17 protein-coding genes are annotated in these 21,382 nt (G+C 71.1%); all 17 read right to left on the bottom strand.

Annotated features, from left to right (window positions below):
• Positions 1–158: 158 nt before the first annotated feature.
• Positions 159–1,415 carry a glutamate-5-semialdehyde dehydrogenase gene (locus FLX08_RS30915; protein WP_142623798.1) on the bottom strand — a complete coding sequence of 419 codons (1,257 nt, stop codon included), beginning with the start codon at positions 1,413–1,415 and terminating at the stop codon, positions 159–161.
• A gap of 14 nt (positions 1,416–1,429) precedes the next feature.
• A complete protein-coding gene (gene proB, locus FLX08_RS30910; protein WP_244313030.1) occupies positions 1,430–2,560 on the bottom strand; it encodes a glutamate 5-kinase in 1,131 nt (376 codons plus the stop codon).
• Between the two features lie 24 nt (positions 2,561–2,584).
• The gene (gene obgE / locus FLX08_RS30905; protein WP_142623797.1) at positions 2,585–3,934 is read right to left on the bottom strand and encodes a GTPase ObgE; all 1,350 of its coding nucleotides are present in this window, start codon (positions 3,932–3,934) and stop codon (positions 2,585–2,587) included.
• A 96-nt stretch (positions 3,935–4,030) separates the two neighbouring features.
• Positions 4,031–4,288, bottom strand: coding sequence for a 50S ribosomal protein L27 (gene rpmA, locus FLX08_RS30900; protein ID WP_030505847.1), 258 nt, complete (start codon positions 4,286–4,288; stop codon positions 4,031–4,033).
• A 45-nt stretch (positions 4,289–4,333) separates the two neighbouring features.
• Positions 4,334–4,648: a 50S ribosomal protein L21 gene (gene rplU / locus FLX08_RS30895; protein WP_030505848.1), complete on the bottom strand. Its 315-nt coding sequence runs from the start codon at positions 4,646–4,648 to the stop codon at positions 4,334–4,336.
• A 188-nt stretch (positions 4,649–4,836) separates the two neighbouring features.
• The gene (locus FLX08_RS30890) at positions 4,837–7,887 is read right to left on the bottom strand and encodes a ribonuclease E/G (protein ID WP_142623796.1); all 3,051 of its coding nucleotides are present in this window, start codon (positions 7,885–7,887) and stop codon (positions 4,837–4,839) included.
• 103 nt (positions 7,888–7,990) lie between these two features.
• Positions 7,991–8,719, bottom strand: coding sequence for a TIGR03936 family radical SAM-associated protein (locus FLX08_RS30885; protein ID WP_142623795.1), 729 nt, complete (start codon positions 8,717–8,719; stop codon positions 7,991–7,993).
• A 94-nt stretch (positions 8,720–8,813) separates the two neighbouring features.
• On the bottom strand, positions 8,814–10,736 hold the full coding sequence (locus FLX08_RS30880; RefSeq protein WP_142623794.1) for a TIGR03960 family B12-binding radical SAM protein: 1,923 nt from the start codon (positions 10,734–10,736) through the stop codon (positions 8,814–8,816).
• 108 nt (positions 10,737–10,844) lie between these two features.
• A complete protein-coding gene (rodA, locus tag FLX08_RS30875; RefSeq protein ID WP_142623793.1) occupies positions 10,845–12,017 on the bottom strand; it encodes a rod shape-determining protein RodA in 1,173 nt (390 codons plus the stop codon).
• Between the two features lie 12 nt (positions 12,018–12,029).
• Positions 12,030–14,084, bottom strand: coding sequence for a penicillin-binding protein 2 (gene mrdA, locus FLX08_RS30870; RefSeq protein ID WP_142623792.1), 2,055 nt, complete (start codon positions 14,082–14,084; stop codon positions 12,030–12,032).
• Positions 14,081–14,599 (bottom strand): rod shape-determining protein MreD, encoded by a 519-nt coding sequence (mreD, locus tag FLX08_RS30865; RefSeq protein ID WP_142623791.1) that lies wholly within the window; start codon positions 14,597–14,599, stop codon positions 14,081–14,083. The genes mrdA and mreD overlap by 4 nt, the downstream gene beginning before the upstream one ends.
• A 3-nt stretch (positions 14,600–14,602) precedes the next feature.
• Positions 14,603–15,877: a rod shape-determining protein MreC gene (gene mreC, locus FLX08_RS30860; protein WP_142623790.1), complete on the bottom strand. Its 1,275-nt coding sequence runs from the start codon at positions 15,875–15,877 to the stop codon at positions 14,603–14,605.
• A gap of 8 nt (positions 15,878–15,885) precedes the next feature.
• Entirely contained in the window at positions 15,886–16,917 is a 1,032-nt protein-coding gene (locus tag FLX08_RS30855) for a rod shape-determining protein (protein WP_142623789.1), read from the bottom strand.
• A 219-nt stretch (positions 16,918–17,136) separates the two neighbouring features.
• The gene (gene ndk / locus FLX08_RS30850; RefSeq protein ID WP_030505860.1) at positions 17,137–17,547 is read right to left on the bottom strand and encodes a nucleoside-diphosphate kinase; all 411 of its coding nucleotides are present in this window, start codon (positions 17,545–17,547) and stop codon (positions 17,137–17,139) included.
• 318 nt (positions 17,548–17,865) lie between these two features.
• Positions 17,866–19,389: a hypothetical protein gene (locus FLX08_RS30845; RefSeq protein WP_142623788.1), complete on the bottom strand. Its 1,524-nt coding sequence runs from the start codon at positions 19,387–19,389 to the stop codon at positions 17,866–17,868.
• An 11-nt stretch (positions 19,390–19,400) separates the two neighbouring features.
• Positions 19,401–19,751, bottom strand: a complete 351-nt coding sequence (locus FLX08_RS30840; protein ID WP_244313028.1) for a DUF4233 domain-containing protein — start codon at positions 19,749–19,751, stop codon at positions 19,401–19,403.
• Complete coding sequence (locus FLX08_RS30835) at positions 19,748–21,031, bottom strand: bifunctional folylpolyglutamate synthase/dihydrofolate synthase (protein WP_142623834.1); 1,284 nt, start codon at positions 21,029–21,031, stop codon at positions 19,748–19,750. The genes FLX08_RS30840 and FLX08_RS30835 overlap by 4 nt, the downstream gene beginning before the upstream one ends.
• Positions 21,032–21,382 lie beyond the last annotated feature (351 nt).

Raw genomic sequence — 21,382 nt, 5'->3', positions numbered from 1 at the left:
CCGATGGCGCGGACAGGCCGGAAACTGATAGGCCGCCGGCCCGAAACCGCCCGCGCCCGACCGCCACGGACGCAGCCCCGCGGGACGGCGGGCGCGGCCGTGCGGGGCCGGGGACGCGGGCCTCGGCTCGCGTCCCCGGGCTCACACGCATCCGGCGGTCACACCCGCACGTGGCCCTCGCCGGTGTAGATCCACTTGGTGGAGGTGAGCTCCGGCAGCCCCATCGGGCCCCGGGCGTGCAGCTTCTGCGTGGAGATGCCGATCTCCGCCCCGAAGCCGAACTCCCCACCGTCGGTGAACCGGGTCGAGGCGTTCACGGCGACCGCCGCCGAGTCCACGGTCGCCACGAACCTGCGGGCGGCCTGCTGGGAGCGGGTCACGATGGCGTCGGTGTGGGCCGAGCCATACCTGCGGATGTGCGCGACCGCGTCGTCCAGCGAGTCGACGACGGCGGCGGCGATGTCGAGCGACAGATACTCGCTGGTGAAGTCCTCCTCGGTGGCGGCCACTACGTCGGCGCCGTAGGCCCGCACCCGCTCGTCCCCGTGGACGGTCACGCCCGCGTCCTTGAGCGCCGTCAGGGCCCTGGGCACGAACGCGTCGGCGATGGCGGCGTGCACAAGCACGGTCTCGGCCGCGTTGCACACCGAGGGCCGCTGCGCCTTGGCGTTCACCAGGATCTTGAGGGCGGTCTCGATGTCGGCGTCGGCGTCCACGTACACGTGGCAGTTGCCCACGCCCGTCTCGATCACCGGCACGGTCGACTCCTCGACCACGCTTTTGATCAGCGAGGCGCCGCCGCGCGGGATCAGCACGTCGACCAGCCCGCGGGCGCGCATCAGGTGCTTGACCGAATCGCGGGTCTGGCCCGGCACGAGTTGCACGGCGTCCGCCGGCACCTCGGTCGCCGCCAGCGCCTCCTGCATGACCCGCACCAGCGCCGTGTTGGAGGAGTACGCGCTGGACGATCCGCGCAGCAGCACGCCGTTGCCGCTCTTGAGGCAGAGCGCGGCCGCGTCCACGGTCACGTTGGGCCGGCCCTCGTAGATGATGCCGATGACGCCGAGAGGCACCCGCACCTGACGCAGCTCCAGGCCGTTGGGCAGCGTGCTGCCGCGCACGACCTCGCCGACCGGGTCGGGCAGGTCGGCCACCTGGCGGACGGCCGCCGCGATGCCGGCGATCCGGGCCGCGTCGAGCCGCAGCCGGTCGATCATCGCCTCGGAGGTGCCGTTCTCCCTGGCCCGCTCCACGTCCACGGCGTTGGCCGCGACGATCTCGTCCGTGGCGGCCTCCAGGGCGTCGGCCACGGCACGCAGCGCCGCGTCCTTCGGCGCGCGCGGCATCGGCGCGAGCAGTGTCGCGGCGTCCCTCGCCGGCCGTGCGACCTTCAGAAATTCCTCTGCCTCAGACATTGCCTCGCGCTCCGTCATTTGTGGTGGTGAACAGGCTCCAATATCACGATGTCGTCCCGGTGGATCAGCTCGCGCTCGTACTCCGGGCCGAGTGTGCTGGCCAGCTCCCGGGTGGAGCGGCCGAGCAGGTCGGGGACCTCCCCCGCGTCATAGTTGACCAGACCGCGGGCGACGACGGCGCCCGACGGCGCGCACAAATCGACGGGGTCGCCCACGGCGAAGTCGCCCTCGACCTTCAGGACGCCCGCGGGCAGCAGCGACTTGCGCCGGTCGACCACGGCCTCGACCGCGCCCGCGTCCAGGTGCAGGCGGCCCCGGCCGGTCGTCGCGTGGGCCAGCCACAGCAGCCTCGTGCCGGGGTGCCGGCCCCCGGGGTGGAAGCAGGTGCCGATGTCGGCCCCGGCGAGCGCCTGCGCCGCGTGCGCCGCCGCGGTGAGCACGACCGGGACGCCCGCCCCGGTCGCGATGCGGGCCGCCTCCACCTTGGTGATCATGCCGCCGGTGCCGACCCGGCCGGAGGTGCCCAACTCGACCCCCTCCAGGTCCTGCGGCCCCCGGACCTCGGCGATCCGCTGGGCGCCGTCCTTGCGCGGGTCGCCGTCATACAACGCGTCGACGTCCGACAGCAGCACCATGCCGTCGGCGTGGGTGAGGTGGGCCACCAGCGCGGCGAGCCGGTCGTTGTCGCCGAACCGGATCTCGTCGGTCGCAACCGTGTCGTTCTCGTTGACCACGGGGACGATGCCGAGTTCGAGCAGCCGGGCCAGCGTCCGCTGGGCGTTGCGGTGGTGCGAGCGGCGCATCATGTCGTCGGCCGTCAGCAGCACCTGCCCCACGCGCAGCCCATATCTCGCGAACGACGAGGTGTAGCGGGCGACCAGCACCCCCTGCCCCACCGAGGCCGCCGCCTGCTGGGTGGCCAGGTCCTTGGGCCGGTCGCGCAGTCCTAACGGCCCCAGCCCGGCGGCGATCGCGCCGGACGACACGAGCACGATCTGCGTGCCGGCCGTACGCCGGGCCGCCAGCACGTCGACCAGCGCGTCCACGCGGTCGACGTCGATCGTGCCCCGGGCCGTCGTCAGCGACGACGACCCCACCTTGACCACCAGCCGCGCGGCGTCGCGGATCCGTTCCCTGCCTGTCACGCCCTCTCCCACTCCGGCCACCGATCAGTCGAGTCTGGCGTCGGTGCCACGCGGTCCCATGGTCGCCTCCGTGCCCTGCGACGGCTGCCAGTCGAAGACGTAGCCGCCCTCCATCGGGCCGATGATCACCTCGGCGCCGGCCGTCGCACCGGCCTTGATCAGCGCTTCCTCGACGCCGAGCCGTTCGAGCCGGTCGGCCAGGTAGCCGACGGCCTCGTCGTTGGAGAAGTCGGTCTGGCGGATCCACCGCTCGGGCTTCTCGCCGGTCACCTGGAAGCGGTTCTCGTCGATCCTGCGTACGGCGAAGCCGGTCTCGCCGAGCTGCCTGGGCCGGATGACCAGCCGGGTGGGCTCCTCCACCGGGGCCTGGGCCCGGGCCGCGGCCACCATCTCCGCCATCGCGTACGCCAGGGGCCGCAGGCCCTCGTGGCTGGCCGCGGAGATCTCGAAGACGCGCAGTCCGCGCTCCTCCAGCATGGGCGTGACGATGTCGGCCAGGTCCCGTCCGTCGGGGACGTCCACCTTGTTGAGCGCGACCAGCCGCGGCCGGTCCTGCAGCGAGCCGTACGCCGCGAGCTCGGCCTCGATCACCTCGAAGTCCGTGATCGGGTCGCGTCCCGGCTCGATCGTCGCGCAGTCGAGCACGTGCACGATCGTCGAGCAGCGCTCGACGTGCCGCAGGAACTCGTGGCCGAGTCCCCGGCCCTCCGACGCTCCCGGGATGAGCCCCGGCACGTCGGCGACCGTGAAGACCGTCTCACCGGCCGTCACCACCCCCAGGTTGGGGATGAGCGTCGTGAACGGATAGTCCGCGATCTTGGGGCGGGCCGCGGAGAGCGCCGCGATCAGCGACGACTTGCCCGCGTTGGGGAACCCGACCAGCGCCACGTCGGCGACGGTCTTGAGTTCGAGCACGATCTCGGCCTCGTCACCCGGCTCGCCCAGCAGCGCGAAGCCCGGGGCCTTGCGCTTGGCGCTGGCCAGCGCGGCGTTGCCGAGGCCGCCGAAGCCGCCCTGGGCGGCTACGTAGCGGGTGCCGGCGCCGACCAGGTCGACCAGCACCTCGCCGGTCCTGGCGTCCTTCACGACCGTGCCGTTGGGCACGGGCAGGACGATGTCCTCGCCGTTGGCGCCGTCCCGGTTGGAGCCCATGCCCTGCTTGCCGTTGCCCGCCCGGCGGTGCGGACGGTGGTGATACTCCAGCAGAGTGGAGGTGTTGGGATCGACCTCCAGGATGACGTCGCCGCCGCGCCCGCCGTTGCCGCCGTCGGGCCCGCCGAGCGGCTTGAACTTCTCCCGGTGGATGGAGGCGCAGCCGTTGCCCCCGTCACCCGCCTTGATGTGCAGGACGACGTGGTCCACGAAGTCGGCCATCAGCCGCTCCCCCTTACTGCCGTATGAAAAAACGAATGAGGCGGACCGAATGCTCGATCCGCCTCATCGCGCTGCTTGTCGGTGTCCTGGGCGGATCTACTCCGCGGCCGGGACGATGCTCACCGCGCGGCGACCGCGCTTGGTGCCGAACTGCACCCGGCCCGTGGCCAGGGCGAACAGCGTGTCGTCGCCACCACGGCCGACGTTGTCGCCGGGGTGGAAGTGCGTGCCGCGCTGGCGGACGATGATCTCGCCGGCGTTCACCAGCTGGCCACCGAAACGCTTGACACCGAGGCGCTGAGCGTTCGAGTCACGGCCGTTCCGGGTGGACGAGGCGCCCTTCTTGTGTGCCATGATTCACTCCCTTTCGGGGGTAAGCGGGGGTCGTCCCCCGGGAAACTACTGTCCGGGGTTGATGCCGGTGACCTTGACCTGGGTGTACCGCTGGCGGTGACCCTGGCGCTTCTTGTATCCGGTCTTGTTCTTGTACTTCAGAATCCGGATCTTCGGTCCCTTCGTCTCGCCGAGGATCTCGGCGGTCACCTGGAACCGGGAAAGCGTGGCGGCGTCGGTGGTGACATCGCCGTCGTTGACGACGAGCACCGCCGGCAGCGACACCGAGGACCCAACCTCGCCGGCGACCTTGTCCACCTCGAGGACGTCCCCGACGGAGACCTTCTGCTGCCTGCCGCCGCAACGAACGATCGCGTACACCGCGGAACCCTTCTACTGGCTAAATGCTGAGATGCCGCGCCCCGCATCCAGCTGCTGTCGATGAAACGACCGGCGATCCGGGCAGGCGCGCGAAGCCAGGCACGCCGACACCAGGCGCACCGGATGACCAGGGTACCGGATAGCCGGCACCCAGGTCGAACCGAGCGGACCGCCGGGTGACGAAGTCGTCACTCCGCCGTCTTCCTGCGGGAACGTCGCCGTCCCCGGGAAGACGACGCGGAGCCGTCGACCCCGTCTGAGTCGGAGGAATCGGCGTCGATGGCGTCGGTGACGCTCTCGCGCACCGAGCCCGCCGCCGCGGCGACGGAGCCATCGCCCGCCGCCACCTTCTCGGCCACCGCCTTCTCGATGGCCATCTTGCCCTGCGTGCCGCGCGGCTCGGGCTTCGCCTCGACCGGTTCGGTCGACACGATGATCCCGCGCCCGTGGCAGCAGTCGCACGGCGTGGAGAACGCCTCCAGCAGGCCCTGGCCGACCCGCTTGCGCGTCATCTGCACCAGGCCCAGCGAGGTGACCTCCGCCACCTGGTGCTTGGTCCTGTCCCGTGCCAGGCACTCCAGCAGCCGCCGGAGCACCAGGTCGCGGTTGCTCTCCAACACCATGTCGATGAAGTCGATCACGATGATGCCGCCGATGTCCCGCAGCCTGAGCTGGCGGACGATCTCCTCGGCCGCCTCCAGGTTGTTGCGGGTGACGGTCTCCTCGAGGTTGCCGCCCTGCCCGGTGAACTTGCCGGTGTTGACGTCGACGACCGTCATCGCCTCGGTCCTGTCGATCACCAGCGAGCCGCCGGACGGCAGCCACACCTTCCGCTCCATCGCCTTGGCGATCTGCTCGTCGATGCGGTAGGCGGAGAACGCGTCGGTCTCCCCCTCCCACTTCGACAGCCGCTCGGCCAGGTGCGGGGCGACGTAGCGGACGTACTCGTCCACCGTCGTCCACGCGTCGTCACCCTCGACGACCAGGGAGCTGAAGTCCTCGTTGAAGACGTCGCGGATCACCCGGATGGTCAGGTCGGGCTCCCCGGACAGCAGCTCCGGCGGGCTGGCCGACTTGGCCTTGCGCTGGATGTTCTCCCACTGGGCCGACAGCCGGGCGACGTCGCGGCTGAGCTCCTCCTCCGAGGCGCCCTCCGCGGCGGTGCGCACGATGACGCCCGCGTTCTCCGGCATGACCTTGCGCAGGATCTGCTTGAGCCGGGCCCGTTCCTTGTCGGGCAGCTTGCGGCTGATCCCGGTCATCGAGCCGTCCGGCACGTAGACCAGGTAGCGGCCGGGGAGGCTGATCTGCGAGGTCAGCCGGGCGCCCTTGTGACCGATCGGGTCCTTGGTCACCTGGACGAGCACCGACTGCCCGGACTTCAGCGCCGCCTCGATCCGCTTGGGCTGGCCCTCCAGCCCCGCCGTGTCGAAGTTCACCTCGCCGGCGTACAGCACGGCGTTGCGGCCCTTGCCGATGTCCACGAACGCCGCCTCCATCGAGGGCAGCACGTTCTGGACCTTGCCAAGATAGACGTTGCCGACGTACGACTGGCTGGACTCCCGGTCGACGTAGTGCTCGACGAGAACGCCGTCCTCCAGCACCGCGATCTGGGTGCGGCCGCCCTGGCGGCGCACGACCATGATCCGCTCGACCGACTCGCGCCGGGCGAGGAACTCCGACTCGGTGATGATCGGGGGACGGCGGCGGCCCAGCTCGCGGCCCTCACGGCGGCGCTGCTTCTTGGCCTCCAGCCGGGTCGATCCCCGCACGCCCTGGACCTCGTCCACCGAGGTGGACCTGGTCGCGCGGGGCGCCCGGATGCGGACGACGGTGTTCGGCGGGTCGTCGGGGGCCAGATCGGCGTCCTCGGTGCCCCGGCGGCGGCGACGGCGACGACGCCGGGTGCCGGTCTGGCCCTCGGAGTCGTCCTCCGCCTGCTCGCGGTCGTCCTCCTCGGCCGACGCGGCCTGGGGCTCCTCGCCCTCGCTCTCCTGCTCCTCGCCGTCCTCGGCGTCCCTGGCGCGGGCACCGCGGCCGCGGCCGCCCCTGCGGCGGCGCCGCCTGCGGCTGCCGCCCTCGCCCTCGGAGTCGTCCTCGCCGGAATCGGCGGTCTCCTCCGGCTCCTCCGCTTCGGCTTCCTCGTCCTCCACCGGCGCCGGCTCGGCCACGGGCGTCGCGGCCCTCTGCACGGGCACCGCGTACGGATCGGGGGCCTGGAAGATCGGCTGGAACAGCGCCGACGGCGCCTGGAAGGTCACCGAGGGCACCGCCGGCTGCTGCGCGGACAGCCCGAAGGGGTCGGCCACAACGTCCGGCCGCCCGCCGTCCTCGTCGTCGTCGACCTCTTCCAGGTCGACGTCCTCGATGTCGAGCGGCTCGTCGTCCAGCGGCTCCTCGTCGGGAAGGTTGAGCCGCAGCGCGGCGTCGACCTCCGCCTCGGCGGCGCTCATCGCCCTGGATCGTTCCGGCTCCGGCTCTTCCGCGCGGACGCGGCGGCGGCGCCTCGACGTGGCGGGCTGCTCGGCCCGCACGTCCTGCGCCGGCTGCTCGGCCTGGCCCGTTGCGGCCCGCGCCGATTCGGTCTCCGCCGTGTCAGCCTGCACCGTGTCAGCCTGCACTGTGTCAGCCTGCACTGTGTCAGCCTGCACTGTGTCAGCCTGCACCGTTTCGGCCTGTACGGCCTGCTGGGGCGGCTCGGCCTCGTCGGTCCGCTTACGGCTCCGGCGGCGCCGGGTGGGCGCGGGCGGCTCGTCCTGCGCGGCCGGCGCCGTCTCGGTGGCGGCCGGTGCCGTCTCCGCCGGGGTCGTCACGGTCTCCGTGACCGCCGGCGCCGGCTCCTCGGCGACCGGTTCCTCGGCCGCCTTGGTGCGGCGGCGGGTGACCCGCTTGGGCTTCTCCTTCGCGACAGGCTCCTCCTGCGCGGAGGCCGCGGCGGGCTCGGCCACGGAGGCCGCAGTGCTCTCGGCACCCTTCGGCGCCTTGGTCTCCGCACCCTTCGGCGCAGTGGTCTCCGCGGCCTTGGGCATGGTGGCCGCGGCCACGGTGGTCACCGGCGGGGGCAGGTCGTCGGGCTCGGGCGGGGGCCCGGCCGGACGGCTCGCCGCCCGGCGGCGCCGGGTCGTGGATACGGTCGAGGGACCGGAGGAAACGACCTCTCCCCCGGCCTGTCGGCGTTCTTCTGTTGTCGTGTCACTGTCAAGGCTCACAGCCCCGTCAGTGGGCTCGTTGTCGAGCATGCGGGCGCTCTCCCGTCAGCCTCCGGGCACGTTGCCGCGCCGCGCGAAGGCTCTCGTCTCTCGCGGTCCGCCGGGCTTCCTGTCGGCGCCTCGGCGGCAAGTCTTATCGGTCTCCGCCTGCCCGGTCGAAGGCGAACGGGTCGGCGGGCTCACCGGTCGCGTCGAGCGGCCCCTGCGCCAGCCTGGTCACCGCAGCGGGTGACGGCGGCGCGAAGCCTGCCACGAGACGCAGACCCATGAGCACGTCATCGGGCCGGACGGCAGGTGTTTCGTGCCGAACAACCATACGAAGTATGACACACGGTTGAACGGTCTCCTGACCTGCCGTAATTCCCGGCTCCCCCACGACGGCCAGCGAACGCACCGCCTGGCGGGCGTCGAACCGCCGCATTCCCTTCTTGGTCAGGCGTTCGACCTCCACCAGATCGGCCGAGAGGAACTCCTTCACCGCCCGCTCCGCCTCGCCCGGATCGGCTCCGGGGAGCCGCAGCTCCCACATCGAGCCCTCCAGCCGGTCGGCCAGATTCCCGTCCCGCGCCTCCACCACGTCGAGCACGTCGAGCCCCGGCGGCAGCGAGGCGTCGAGGTCGTCGCGAACCCGCCGCGGGTCACACGGCCGGTTCACCCCGATCTCCAGGTATTCGGCCTCGCTCGCCACTCCCGTGGGGGCGGCGCCGGCGTAGGAGATCTTGGGGTGAGGGCTGAAGCCGGCGCTGTAGGCCACCGGAATGCCCGCTCGCCGCACCGCCCTTTCGACGGCACGCGAGATGTCGCGGTGGCTGGTGAAACGCAGGCGGCCCCGCTTGGCGTAGCGCACACGAAGGCGCTGCACGGTGGGTTCGGGCGCGGGCCCGTCGGGAACGGGTTTCAGAGTTCCGTCGTCCTTCCGCTGTCGGTCGATCGTCTTTCAGGATAGGCCGTGACCGTCAGATCACGGTGAGTGGCAGCAGTTTCCTGCCCGTGGGGCCGATCTGGATCTCCGTCCCCATGGTGGGGCAGACGCCGCAGTCGTAGCAGGGCGTCCAGCGGCAGTCCTCGACCTCGACCGTGTTCAGCGCGTCCTGCCAGTCCTGCCACAGCCACTCGCGGTCGAGACCGGCGTCGAGGTGGTCCCAGGGAAGCACCTCGTGCTCGTCCCGCTCGCGCGTCGTGTACCAGTCCACGTCGACCGGCTCGTCGGCGAAGGCGCGCTCGGCCGCGGCCATCCACCGCTCGAACGAGAAGTGCTCGCTCCAGCCGTCGAACCGGCCGCCGTCCTCCCAGACGGCCCGGATGACCCGGCCCACCCGGCGGTCGCCCCGCGACAGCAGCCCCTCCACGATCGACGGCTTGCCGTCGTGGTAGCGGTAGCCGATGGCCCTGCCGTACTCCTTGTCGGAACGCAGAGCGTCGCGCAGCGCGCGCAGCCGGCGGTCCACCGTCTCGTGGTCGCACTGGGCGGCCCACTGGAACGGCGTGTGCGGCTTGGGCACGAATCCGCCGATCGAGACCGTGCAGCGGATGTCGCGCGAGCCCGTCGCCTCGCGGCCCGCCTTGATGACCTTCTTGGCCAGGTCGGCGATGCCGAGGACGTCCACGTCCTCCTCGGTCGGGAGCCCGCACATGAAGTAGAGCTTCACCTGCCGCCAGCCATTGGAGTAGGCGGTGGTGACCGTGCGGATCAGGTCCTCCTCGGTGACCATCTTGTTGATCACCTTGCGCATCCGCTCGGACCCGCCCTCCGGCGCGAACGTGAGACCGGAACGGCGGCCGTTGCGGGACAGCTCGTTCGCCAGGTCGATGTTGAACGCGTCGACCCGGGTGGAGGGCAGGGACAGGCCGACCTGGCTGCCCTCGTAACGGTCGGCGAGACCCCTGGTGACGTCGGCGATCTCGGAGTGGTCCGCGCTGGACAGCGACAGCAGTCCGACCTCGCTGAAGCCGGACTCCCTGATCCCCGCCTCGACCATGTCACCGATCGTGGTGATCGACCGCTCCCGCACCGGACGGGTGATCATCCCGGCCTGGCAGAAGCGGCAGCCCCGGGTGCAGCCCCGGAAGATCTCGACGCTGAACCGCTCGTGCACGGTCTCGGCGAGCGGGACCAGCGGTTTCTTCGGGTAGGGCCACTCGTCGAGGTCCATGACCGTGTGCTTGAACACGCGCGTCGGCACGCCGTCGCGGTTGGGGACGACGCGCATGATGCGGCCGTCCTGGTGGTACTCGACGTCATAGAACTTCGGGACGTACACCCCGCCCGTGGAGGCGAGGCGCAGCAGCAGCTCGTCGCGGCCGCCGGGCGAGCCCTCGGCCTTCCACTCGCGCAGCACCTCGGAGATCGCGATGGCGATCTGCTCGCCGTCGCCGAGCACGGCGGCGTCGAGGAAGTCGGCGATCGGCTCCGGGTTGAACGCGGCGTGGCCGCCCGCCAGAACGATCGGGTCCTCGTCGGTGCGGTCCGCCGCCTCCAGCGGGATCCCCGCCAGATCGAGCGCGGTGAGGAGGTTGGTGTAGCCCAGCTCGGTGGCGAACGACACCCCGAGGATGTCGAACGCGCGAACCGGCCGGTGCCCGTCCACGGTGAACTGCGGGACACCCTCGGACCGCATGAGCGCCTCGAGGTCGGGCCACACCGCGTAGGTGCGCTCCGCCAGCGTCTCGGGCAGCTCGTTGAGGATCTCGTAGAGGATCTGCACCCCCTGGTTGGGCAGGCCGACCTCGTAGGCGTCCGGGTACATCAGGGCCCACCGGACGGTCGCCTCGTCCCAGTCCTTGATGGTCGAGTTCAGCTCGCCCCCGACGTACTGGATCGGCTTCTGCACCTTGGGCAGCAGCGGCTCCAGGCGGGGAAACAACGACTCGACAGACATGTATCCAGGGTATCGGCTCCGGGGAGTGGCCCCTGCGGATCTCCCGTCCTCAGCAGGGGCGCCAAATCAGGCGGCACTCATCAGGCGGCACGGATCGGGCGGTACAGGTCACCCGGGCCGTGACCTGAGATGGATCGCCTGCAGGATGGCCACCGCCGTCATGTTCGCGAACGTCGCCGTGCCGCCGTAGGAGACGAACGGCAGCGGAACGCCGGTGATCGGCATGATGCCGATCGTCATGCCGACGTTGACGAGGGTCTGGAAGGCCAGCCACGCGACGATGCCGCCGGAGACGAGCGCACTGAACCGGTCGTTGCACATCCGGGCGATCCGCGCGCCGCGCAGCAGCACCACGCCGAGCAGGGCCACGACGGTGACCGACCCGACGAAGCCGAGCTCCTCGCCCGCGACGGTGAAGATGAAGTCGGTGTGCTGCTCGGGCACGAAGCGTCCCGTGGTCTGGCCGCCGTGGAACAGGCCCTTGCCGAACACCTCGCCCGACCCGATCGCCACCAGCGCCTGCGTGCTGTTGTAGCCCACGCCGCGCGGGTCGCTCGACGGGTCGATGAGCGCGGTGAACCGCGCCACCTGGTAGGGCTTGAGCAGCCCCAGCGACCACACCGCCACCGCCGCGAGGCCGGCGAGCAGCACCCCCGCCAGCACCCAGCGCTTGCGGATCCCGGCGAAGACGATGATCGCGCCGGTCGTCGCCATCAGCACCATCGTGGTGCCGAGGTCGGGCTGCAGCATGACCAGCGCCGCCGCCGCGCCCGCCACCGCCAGGGACAGCGCGAGACCGGAGCCCCTCGGCCGGTCCTTGGTCTTCCCCTTCTCGGATGCCGGGGCCAGCAGCCGCGCCAGCATCACCACCAGCGCCGGCTTCATGAGCTCGGCGGGCTGCAGGGCGAAGCCCCCGCCGAGCAGGATCCACGAGTGGTGGCCGTTGATCGTCGAACCCATCGGGCTGATGACCAGGATCAGCCCGAGGACGGCGATGGCGTACAGGACCGGTGCGTACGTGCGCAGCCAGCGGTAGTCGGTCACCGCGATCGCGCTGTAGAGGGCCAGGCCGATGAGCAGGTTGAGCACGTGCTTCTTGGCCATGCCCGTCGGCTCGATCGACGACCACGTGCGGGTGGCCGACCACACCAGCAGCGTGCCGATCGCGCTGAGCGCGACTACCGCGCCGAACAGCAGCCAGTCCATCCGCCAGACGACGGACCCTCTGCCGACGACGCGGCTCGCGAACGACCTCCGCCGTACCCCGAGGGCTTCAGTCATGGCAGATCCGCCTCACTGCGTTTCGCGGCTGATGGCCGGCAGCCGCGTCGCCGGTTTGCCGTCCGGAAGCGCCGGCTTGAGCGGCTTGCCGTCGTCCCCCTTGCCGAGGCCGAAGATCCCCTCCCAGATGCGCCGCACCGCGGGCGCGGCGGTCGAGGCGCCGAAGCCGCCCTGCGCCACCATGACCACGGTGACCAGCCGCGGGTTGTCCGCAGGCGCGAAGGACGCGAACCACGACGTGTCCTCCTTGCCGTAGACCTCAGCCGTACCGGTCTTGCCGCCGATCTTGACGACGTTCATCGGGAACCCGCGGAACGCGCCGGCGGCTGTGCCGTCCGACGGCACCTCGCTGAGCGCCTTGCGGATGTACGTGCGGGTCTCGTCGTTGACCGGGAGATGCGCCACGACCGGGACCGGGATCTCCTTCTTAAGGGTGCCGTCCGGGCGCATCAGCGCCCAGCCGACACGCGGGCTGCGCACGTTGCCGTCACCCAGCAGCGCCGCGTACGCCCGTGCGAGCTGAAGCGGGGTGACCAGGACGTCGCCCTGGCCGATCGAGAGGTTGACCGCCTCGTAGGCGTGGAAGATCATGCCCTCCAGGCAGTTCTCGTTGGCCAGCCGCTTGGCGAACGCGGCCCGGCTCTGGTCCTTCATCTCCGGGTAGCCGATCTTGGCCCGCTTGCACATCTCCGGCTTCGTCGTGTTGTACAGGTCGAGCTTCCACGCGCGGGTCGGGATGCGGCCCGCGGACTCGCCGGGCAGGTCGATGCCGGTGCGCTTGCCGAAGCCGTAGGCCTTGGCCATGTTCGGCATCGGCTCCTTGACCTTGGACTTGGGCGTCTTGCCGCCGTCGCGCAGCCATTCCTCATATCCGGCCCGGTAGAACACGGTGTCGCACGACTTGACCAGCGCCTCGTGCAGTGAGATCGCGCCCAGGCTCATGCCGCCCGCGTTCGGATACGACCGGCCCTCGACGTTGTAGGAGCTCGGGCACTGATAGGTGCCGTGCAGAGGCTGGCCGTCCGCGATCATCGCCGACACCGAGCTGATCTTGAAGGTCGAACCCGGCGCGTACTCGCCGGCGATCGCCCGTGACACCAGCGGCTTGCCCGACTTGTCCGACAGCAGCCGCCGGTAGTCCTTCTCCAAGATGCCGCCCGTCCAGACCTTGGGGTCGTACGTCGGCCGGCTGGCCATCGCGATCACGCGGCCGGTCTTGACGTCGAGCACCACGCCGGCGGCGCCGTCGGAGTGGGGCACCTCCTGCATGGCCTGGTCCAGCGACTTCTCTACGATGCGCTGCACCTTGGCGTCGATGCTGGTCACCAGGATGTCGCCGGGGACCGGGTCGGACTGCTGGTTGACCGTGATGACCTTGCCCATCCGGTCGACCTGGACGTTGCGCAGCCCGGGCGTGCCGCGCAGAGCGGAGTCGTAGGTGCGCTCGAGCCCGTCGCGGCCGGTGAGGTCGACGCCCGAATAGTTGGCCTTGAGACCCTCGCGCTTTTCCAGCTCGCTCTCCGTCACCGGCTGCAGGTAGCCGAGGAGCTGCGCGGCGTCCTTGCCGTTGGGATAGTCGCGCATCGCCTGGATGTCGGCCGTGACGCCGGGGAAGTCCTCCTGGCGCTCCAGGATCTGCAGCGCCGCCCGGGGATTGACGTTGTTGGCGACCGGGATCGGCGTGTACGGCGAGCCGGGCCAGCACGGGCGGCTGATGCCCGGGCCGCACGCCCGGATCTCCTGCTTCAGCTTCGACAACGGCACCTTCAGCACGGCGGACAACCGGCGCAGAACCGCGTCGCCGCCGTCCGGCATCCGCTCCAGCCGGCCGCGGTCCACGGAGACCACCAGCGTCGTACGGTTGCGCACGAGCGGGCGGCCGGAGGAGTCGAGGATCGCCCCGCGCAGAGCGGGCACCCGCACCTCGCGGGTGCGTGTCTCCGTCGCGACCGTGACGAACCGCGGCCCCTGCACCACCTGGACCTGCCACAGCCGGACGACGAGCACCACGATCATGGCGATGACCAGCACCTGCAGGACGATCAGGCGTCCGCGCACACGTGTCATGCCGTCCCCCGTCTCCAGCTCGGCACGAGCTCGCCACCGCCTGCGCGCCTGCGATGGCCGCCGTGCGTGATCTTGACCGCCCAGAGCGCCAGCGGAGCGGCCACGAGATTGCAGATCGCCGCCCGGGGCCATGCCGTGGCCAGCACCGGCCAGGTGACCCCCGGCGCGCCGATCAACGCGCCCAGGCCCGCCAGCATGCCGGGCGCGAGCACGGCGCACACCGCCACCGCGAACAGCGGCACCCGCTCTCCCACCCGCCCGGCCGCGTAGCCGAGCGCGCACAGCACCAGCGCATACTGGCCCAGCGTGTGGTTGGAGGGAGGCAGCAGGTCATAGGCGAGCCCGCCGCAAAAGCCGATCACCGCGCCCGGGACGGGCCCGCGCCTGGTCGCGAGCGCGGCCACCGTCACCAGCACCAGATCGGGCGCCCAGGAGAACAGCAGCCGGTTGACCACACTGACCTGGAGCACCAGAGCGACGAAGAGCAGCAGCGCGGCGATGATGTTGCGGGCCATCGGTCAGTTCCTTTCACCGTGGCCGTCGTGCTGCCGAGGCGCGTCGCGCGGCTCCACGGCCGGCGGCTGGTGCGCGGCGGGCGGCTCGTGGGCCTGTCGCCCCTGCGCCGGCTGCTCGCGCCTCTGCTGCTCCTGCGCCTGCCGTTCCTGGGCGTACTGCTCCTGTGCGTACTGCTCCTGTGCGCGCTGCTCGCCGTCCACGGCCTGCGCGCCGTTCCGGCCGCGCCGCTCCTGCGCGGCCTCGGGCCGGCCCTCGCGCACCTGCCGTTCGGTCGAGGCCCGCGCCTCGTCGCCCGAGCCGCGGCCCCGGCCGTCGAGCCCCCACTCGGCCTCCAGCGAGGCGCGTCCCTGCCCGCGGGTGTCGCCGCGCCGCTGGTCCTCGCGCGGCGGCTTCGGCGGTGGCGGCTTCGGCGGCAGCACCGCGTCGCGCGGATCACGCTTCGGCGCCGCGACCACCACGCCGACGACGTCCAGCGCGGAGAAGTCCGTGAAGGGCCGCGCATAGGCCGTCCTGGTCACCTCACCGGGCGTGTTGTCCACCCGCTCGACCACGCCGACCGGCACCCCCGGCACGTACGGCTTGCTCTGCTGGGAGCCGAACGACACGATCCGGCGGCCCACGCCGATCGGCACGGTCGAGTCGAGCAGGCGGAACCTGACGAGGTTGCCGCCGCCGCCCGCCTCGCCGAGGCCGCTCACGACGCCGAGCTCGTTGCCGCCCTCCAGCCTGGCCCCGGCCGACAGGGCCGGGTCGGTCAGCAGGGCCACCGTCGAGCCGGCCGGGCCCGCCTGGACGACGCGGCCGACCAGCCCGGCGTCGCTGAGCACCGTCATGTCGGGCCGGATCCCGTCGTCGGTGCCGGCGTCGATCTCGATCGTGTCCTCGAAACCGGCCACCGTACGCCGTGCGACGACCTGAGCCGGCACGATGCGGTAGCGGCCGAGCCCCGCCAGCCCGAGCATGCGGTCGAGCTTCTCGGCCCGCGCCCTGTCGAGCTTCTGCGCCGACGCCTCGTCCCGCAGCTGCGCGTTCTCCTTGCGCAGGTCGGCGATGGTGCGCCGCGCGGAGGGCGCGTCGCGCAGCATGCCGACGAATCCGGTGATCGGTCTGGTGACGGCGGCGCCGGCACGCTCGGCCTTCCCGAACACGGCGCTCGCGAAGTCGCGCACCGGGCCGAGGACGCGGTTGTTCCCGGCCCGGTGATCCACGGTGATGAGGATCAGCGCCACGGCGAGGAGGATTCCGAGCGTGAGACGGGCGCGGCGGGTGTCTCTCATGACGCTCCTTAGTTGCGGGGCTCCGGCACGAGCACCTGCTGGAGGGCTTCGAAGTCCTCCACGCACCGCCCGGAGCCGAGCGCGACCGAGTCGAGCGCGTTCTCGGCCAGGTGGACCGGCATGCCGGTCTCCTCACGCAACCGGTCGACCATGCCGCGCAGCAGGGCGCCGCCACCGGTCACGGCGATCCCCCGGTCCATGAGGTCGCCGGAGAGCTCCGGCGGGCACTTGTCCAGCGTCGACTTCACCGCGTCGACGACCGCGTTGACCGGCTCGGCGATCGACCGGCGGATCTCCTCGGCGCTGATGACGACCGTCTTCGGCAGACCGCTGACCAGGTCGCGGCCGCGCACCTCGGCGTGGAAGTCCTCGCCTGTGACGCAGGCGGACCCGACGGCGATCTTGACCTCCTCCGCCGTGCGCTCGCCCAGCATCAGCGAGTACTCCTTCTTCGCGAAGGCGATGACCGCATGGTCGAGTTCGTCGCCGCCGACGCGGATCGACTGGCTGGTCACGATGCCGCCCATCGAGATGATGGCCACCTCGGTGGTGCCGCCGCCGATGTCGACGACCATGTTCCCGGTCGGCTCGTGGACCGGCAGACCGGCTCCGATCGCGGCCGCCATCGGTTCCTCGATGATGTATACGCGGCGGGCGCCGGCCTGGTAGCCCGCTTCCTTCACGGCGCGTTGCTCCACCGCGGTGATGCCACTCGGCACGGCCACGATGATGCGCGGACGCACGAAGTGCCGCCGTTTGTGGATCTTCTGGATGAAGTAACGCAGCATCCGCTCGGTCACATCGAAATCCGCGATGACACCGTCCCTCAGGGGACGGATCGCGACGATGTTTCCGGGCGTCCGACCGATCATCCGCTTCGCTTCTATCCCAACTGCCACGATCTTGCCTGTCGTGACGTTGATGGCGACGACGGACGGCTCGTTCAGGACGATGCCGCGCCCTCGGACGTAGACGAGAGTGTTCGCCGTGCCAAGGTCAACAGCCATGTCACGGCCCAGGAATGTCAGCTTGCTGCCCATGCGGAAGGAAGCCTTCCTTCAGGTGGTTAGCGGTTACCGGGTTCAGCGGGAGTGCGGGATGACGCATCGCATTCGAATCGTAACGGCATGTGCTCATCACTGGGCACATCGAGCTCCCAAGCCCCCGGAAAAACCGGTGTCCCCCTGCCTAAGCTTGTTCACCACCTGGAAAAACACGAGAGGCCCCGGTTTAAACCGGGGCCTCTCGTGTGGCAAGGACTAGAAACGGTCGGGAAAGAAAATCTTGATTTCCCGGGCGGCGGACTCCGGCGAATCGGAGCCGTGCACGACGTTCTCGCCGATCTCAAGGGCGTGGTCGCCGCGGATGGTGCCGGGCGCGGACTTCACCGGGTCGGTCAGGCCGGCCAGCGCGCGGAACGCCTCGACGGCCCGGGGGCCCTCCAGCACCATCGCGACCAGCGGGCCGCCGGTGATGAACTCCACCAGCTCGCCGAAGAACGGGCGCTCCGAGTGCTCGGCGTAGTGGGCCTTGGCCGTCTCGGCGTCGAGCGTGCGCAGGTCCATCGCCACGATCTTGAGGCCCTTGCGCTCGATGCGGCCGATGACGTCCCCGATGAGGCCGCGACGGACCCCGTCGGGCTTGATCAGGACAAGCGTACGCTCGGACACGGTCTCTTCTCCTAAGGTCGTTGACTCGCCGTACACGGTGACCCGGCGGATCACGGGCCCACCCGTCACGCGTCTGAGGAGCTCCGGCTGGGAAGCTCCGACGCAACGGCAGCTTACCGGTCCTGGAACGCCGCTCCGATCGGATGAGTCCGATGCCCGCGGGTCTGCGGCGGAGCGTCTCGGGCGGGCGTTCCTTCGCCTGCCGTGTCGGTGCGCGGGCGGCGGTGTTCCTGTGCGCACCGTGTCAGTGTGTGGGCGGCGCGTGTTACCGCCCTTACCGGGTCGGTGCGTGAGCGGCGGGTTGCCGCGCGTGCCGGGTCAGCGCTTGGGGCCGGAGTCCCCGGGGGCGTCGTCGTTCTCCTCCGGCGAGGGCGTCGGCAGCGGGATCACCACGTCACCGTCCGCGGATGCGGCGGCGGCCCTCCGGGCAAGGACGGAGGCGAGCACGATCACGCCGACCACGACGAACCCGCCGACAAGCGCCCACATGTGCAGCGCGTCGATGAACCCGTTGACCAGGGCGTTCCCGTCACCCTGCGCGCTCTCCGCGGCCTCGCGCAGCCGGTTCACCTGGATGCCGGTGCCGAGCAGGAATCCCGCGAGCACGGCAGGGAAGCACAGTGACAGGCCCAGCATCGCCGTCCCGAGGCCCGCCGTACGGAACGCGCCGACCAGCGCCACGGCCGACCCCGCGGCCAGCAGGACGAACGGCACCACCAGCGGCGTGCCCGACGGCGCCGGGACCAGCAGCCTGATCGCGGCCAGCCCCACGACGACGGCCGCGAGACCGATGACCGTCATCCGGGCCGCCAACGCCTCGGGCGCCCGGCCCGCCAGGACGGCGCCCACGAGGGCGGTCGCCGCGGCCACCAGGAACGGCACCCACAGACCCTTGAGGCCGGGACCGCCCAGCGGGCCGCCGAGCTCGATGTAGGTCATCTGCGCGGCGGTCGGCAGCACCACCAGGCCCACCGCGACGTTGACGAAGGCGAGCGTACGGCCGCCTGGCCCCTCGAACGTGCCGAGAGCCGCGAGGGCCAGCATCGCCACCACCACGACCGCCGCCGCGACGACGACCAGAGGTGGCGGCCAGTCGAAGGTGATCCCGACGCCCAGCACCGCGATGGCCGCGGCGGGCACGATGGCCAGCGCGAGCCTCCCGCGCTCCGCCGACGTCGGCCGGCCCCCGGGCAGGATCTCCCCCTCGGCCCGCGGGCCGCCGTCACTGGAGATCATCCACAGCACCAGGTAGGCCGCGGCGAGGGCCAGCGCCACCCCGGTGAGCAGCGGGTACGGCTGAAGCGTGACCCGCCAGGAGGAGACGTCCCGGATCGCCCACAGGGCGAGGGCCTGGGCCGACAGCAGCGAGGCGGCGAGCGTGCCCGCCCAGATCGGCAGCAGCACCCGGTGGCGGGGACGCTCGGCGACCGCGACCAGAGTCGCCGGCACGAGCATGCCGGCGCCGATCCCGTGGAGCACGCGCAGCACGCCGACGAGCGTGACCGTGTCGGTGTAGCCCCCGGCGACGTCGGCGAGCGCGAGCAGTGTGAGCCCCGCCACGAGGATCGGCGCCGCGCGGAACCTGCGTACCGCGACCGCGGCGAGCGGCACGGTCACCAGCATGGCGGGCAGCGCCAGCCCGTGCGCGCGGATCATGTCGACCTGCGACACACCCGGCGGCAGCAGCGCCGCCACGACGGAGATCGTGTTCGGGATGGCGACGAGCGCCAGAGGAAGGGCCACCAGGGTGAGCAGCCCAATGACGACGTCGACCAGCAGAGGGACGCGCACGGCTCGGACCGGCACGGCGGTCCGAGCCTGCGGTACGGGAGGGACGGCCATGGTTGCCGACTTTAGCGCTTCGTCGCCCCTTCGACACGGCGAGCGACGAAGATAGCCGTTATCCACAGGGCGGCGAAGATCACCCCGAGGAAGAACATGATCGGAACCAGGAATCCTGTGGCGATTGTCAGAACTTCCAGCACACTGCCCGCGATGTACGCGTACGGGCGCTTCAACAGGCCGGCGACCACCACGCACAGGACGGCCAGCCCGAGCCCGACGGTCAGCGCGAGCGGGGTGGACACGTGGTTGATGGTGATCGCCACGGGGCTGATCAGCGCGACGACGATCGCCTGCATCCCGAGGACGGTCGCGCAGAGCCGGCGCATGCCCGGGGTCACCTCGAACACGGCGCTGCTCACTTGGTGGCCTTGAGGAGGATGCGCGCCTCACCCGCGGTCACGACAGAACCGGTGATGAGGACGCCCGAGCCGAGCTCGTCGCCCTGGTCGGCCAGCGCGACGCCCCTGTCGATGGCGTCGTCGAGCCGGTCCTCGATGTGGACGCGGTCCTGGCCGAACACGGCCTCCGCCCGTGCCGCGAGATCGTCCGGGCTGAGCGAGCGCGGAGAGGAGTTGCGGGTGACCACGATCTCCTCGGCCACCGGCTCCAGCAGGTCCAAAATCGTGTCCACGTCCTTGTCCGCCATCACGGCCACCACGGCGACGAGCCGGGTGAACCCGAACGCCTCGGTCAGGGCCTCGACCGTGGCCTCCATGCCCGCGGGGTTGTGCGCCGCGTCGACCACGACGGTCGGGCCCCTTCGCACGATCTCCAGCCGCCCGGGGCTGCTCACCTGGGCGAAGGCCTGCCGTACGACCTCCTCGCCCAGCGGGTCGTCGCCCGCCGTCAGCGCCTCCACCGCGGCCAGGGCGCCCGCGGCGTTGCCCGCCTGGTGCGCGCCGTACAAGGGCAGGAACACGTCCTCGTACACGCCTTTCAAGCCCCTGAGCTGAAGCATCTGGCCGCCCATCGCGAGCTCGCGGTGCAGCACGCCGAACTCCAGCCCCTCGCGGGCGACCACCGCACCGACATCGGCCGCCCGCCGCATCAGCACCTCGGCGGCGGGCAGCGCCTGCTGTGCCAGCACCGCCATCGCCTTCGGCTTGATGATGCCGGCCTTCTCTCCGGCGATCGTCGCAATGTCCGGGCCGAGATAGTCCGTGTGATCCAGCGAGATGGGCGTGATGACGGATACCGTCCCATCGGCGACGTTCGTCGCGTCCCAGGTGCCGCCCATGCCGGTCTCGACCACGGCGACGTCCACGGGCGCGTCCGCGAACGCGGCGAAGGCCATCGCCGTCAGCACCTCGAAGAAGCTCAGCTTGCCGACCCTGGCGTCGATCATCTCGAGGTAGGGGGCGACGTCCTGGTACACCTCGGCGAACCGCTCCTCCGACAGGGGCTCGCCGTCGACCGAGATGCGCTCGCGCATCGACTGCAGATGAGGGCTCGTGTAGCGGCCCACCCGCAGGTTACGCTCGCGTAGCAGAGCCTCGACCATGCGCGCGGTGCTCGTCTTCCCGTTGGTGCCCGCGACATGAACGACCTTGTACGAGTTCTGGGGGTCGCCGAGGATCTCCATCAGCGCGGTGATCCGATCAAGAGTGGGGCTGAAATCCCACTCCACTCCCCGTTCCATGATCGCTTGCTCGACGGCTCGATATTCCACGACCCTCAGCGTACGGGAACTCCCTGCCGCCCCTTCACGAGGCGGTACGCGGTCCGGGGTCGGGTGGGGCGAGGCCAGGGATCGGGCGCCGTTGGGTTGGTCGAGTCGGGGTGGTGGTTCGGTGTCATTAGGACGTCACTGCGACGACCGGAAGCTCCGGGTAGTGCTCACCCCCACACCGGACCGGTGCCGGCCGGGCCCCCGGAAACGGTCCCTGGACATGCGAAAGCCCCGGCCATACCCAGCCGGGGCCACCACCAGGAAAAAAGATCCCGGAAATGCGGAAGGGCCACCCCAACGGGATGGCCCTTCCATACAAAG

Origin of the sequence: Microbispora hainanensis (assembly GCF_006874475.1) — a bacterium.
Classification (GTDB): Bacteria; Actinomycetota; Actinomycetes; order Streptosporangiales; family Streptosporangiaceae; genus Microbispora; species Microbispora hainanensis.
Note: the sequence above shows the minus strand (reverse complement) of the source record. Positions and strands in the feature narration are given on the sequence as shown.

Excerpts from the sequence above, each read along its gene's own strand:
- FLX08_RS30915 (WP_142623798.1), bottom strand. The coding sequence starts at position 1,415 with ATGTCTGAGGCAGAGGAATTTCTGAAGGTCGCACGGCCGGCGAGGGAC.
- obgE (WP_142623797.1), bottom strand. The coding sequence starts at position 3,934 with ATGGCCGACTTCGTGGACCACGTCGTCCTGCACATCAAGGCGGGTGAC.
- rpmA (WP_030505847.1), bottom strand. The coding sequence starts at position 4,288 with ATGGCACACAAGAAGGGCGCCTCGTCCACCCGGAACGGCCGTGACTCG.
- FLX08_RS30890 (WP_142623796.1), bottom strand. The coding sequence starts at position 7,887 with ATGCTCGACAACGAGCCCACTGACGGGGCTGTGAGCCTTGACAGTGAC.
- FLX08_RS30880 (WP_142623794.1), bottom strand. The coding sequence starts at position 10,736 with ATGTCTGTCGAGTCGTTGTTTCCCCGCCTGGAGCCGCTGCTGCCCAAG.
- rodA (WP_142623793.1), bottom strand. The coding sequence starts at position 12,017 with ATGACTGAAGCCCTCGGGGTACGGCGGAGGTCGTTCGCGAGCCGCGTC.
- mrdA (WP_142623792.1), bottom strand. The coding sequence starts at position 14,084 with ATGACACGTGTGCGCGGACGCCTGATCGTCCTGCAGGTGCTGGTCATC.
- mreD (WP_142623791.1), bottom strand. The coding sequence starts at position 14,599 with ATGGCCCGCAACATCATCGCCGCGCTGCTGCTCTTCGTCGCTCTGGTG.
- mreC (WP_142623790.1), bottom strand. The coding sequence starts at position 15,877 with ATGAGAGACACCCGCCGCGCCCGTCTCACGCTCGGAATCCTCCTCGCC.
- FLX08_RS30855 (WP_142623789.1), bottom strand. The coding sequence starts at position 16,917 with ATGGGCAGCAAGCTGACATTCCTGGGCCGTGACATGGCTGTTGACCTT.
- FLX08_RS30845 (WP_142623788.1), bottom strand. The coding sequence starts at position 19,389 with ATGGCCGTCCCTCCCGTACCGCAGGCTCGGACCGCCGTGCCGGTCCGA.
- FLX08_RS30835 (WP_142623834.1), bottom strand. The coding sequence starts at position 21,031 with ATGGAACGGGGAGTGGAGTGGGATTTCAGCCCCACTCTTGATCGGATC.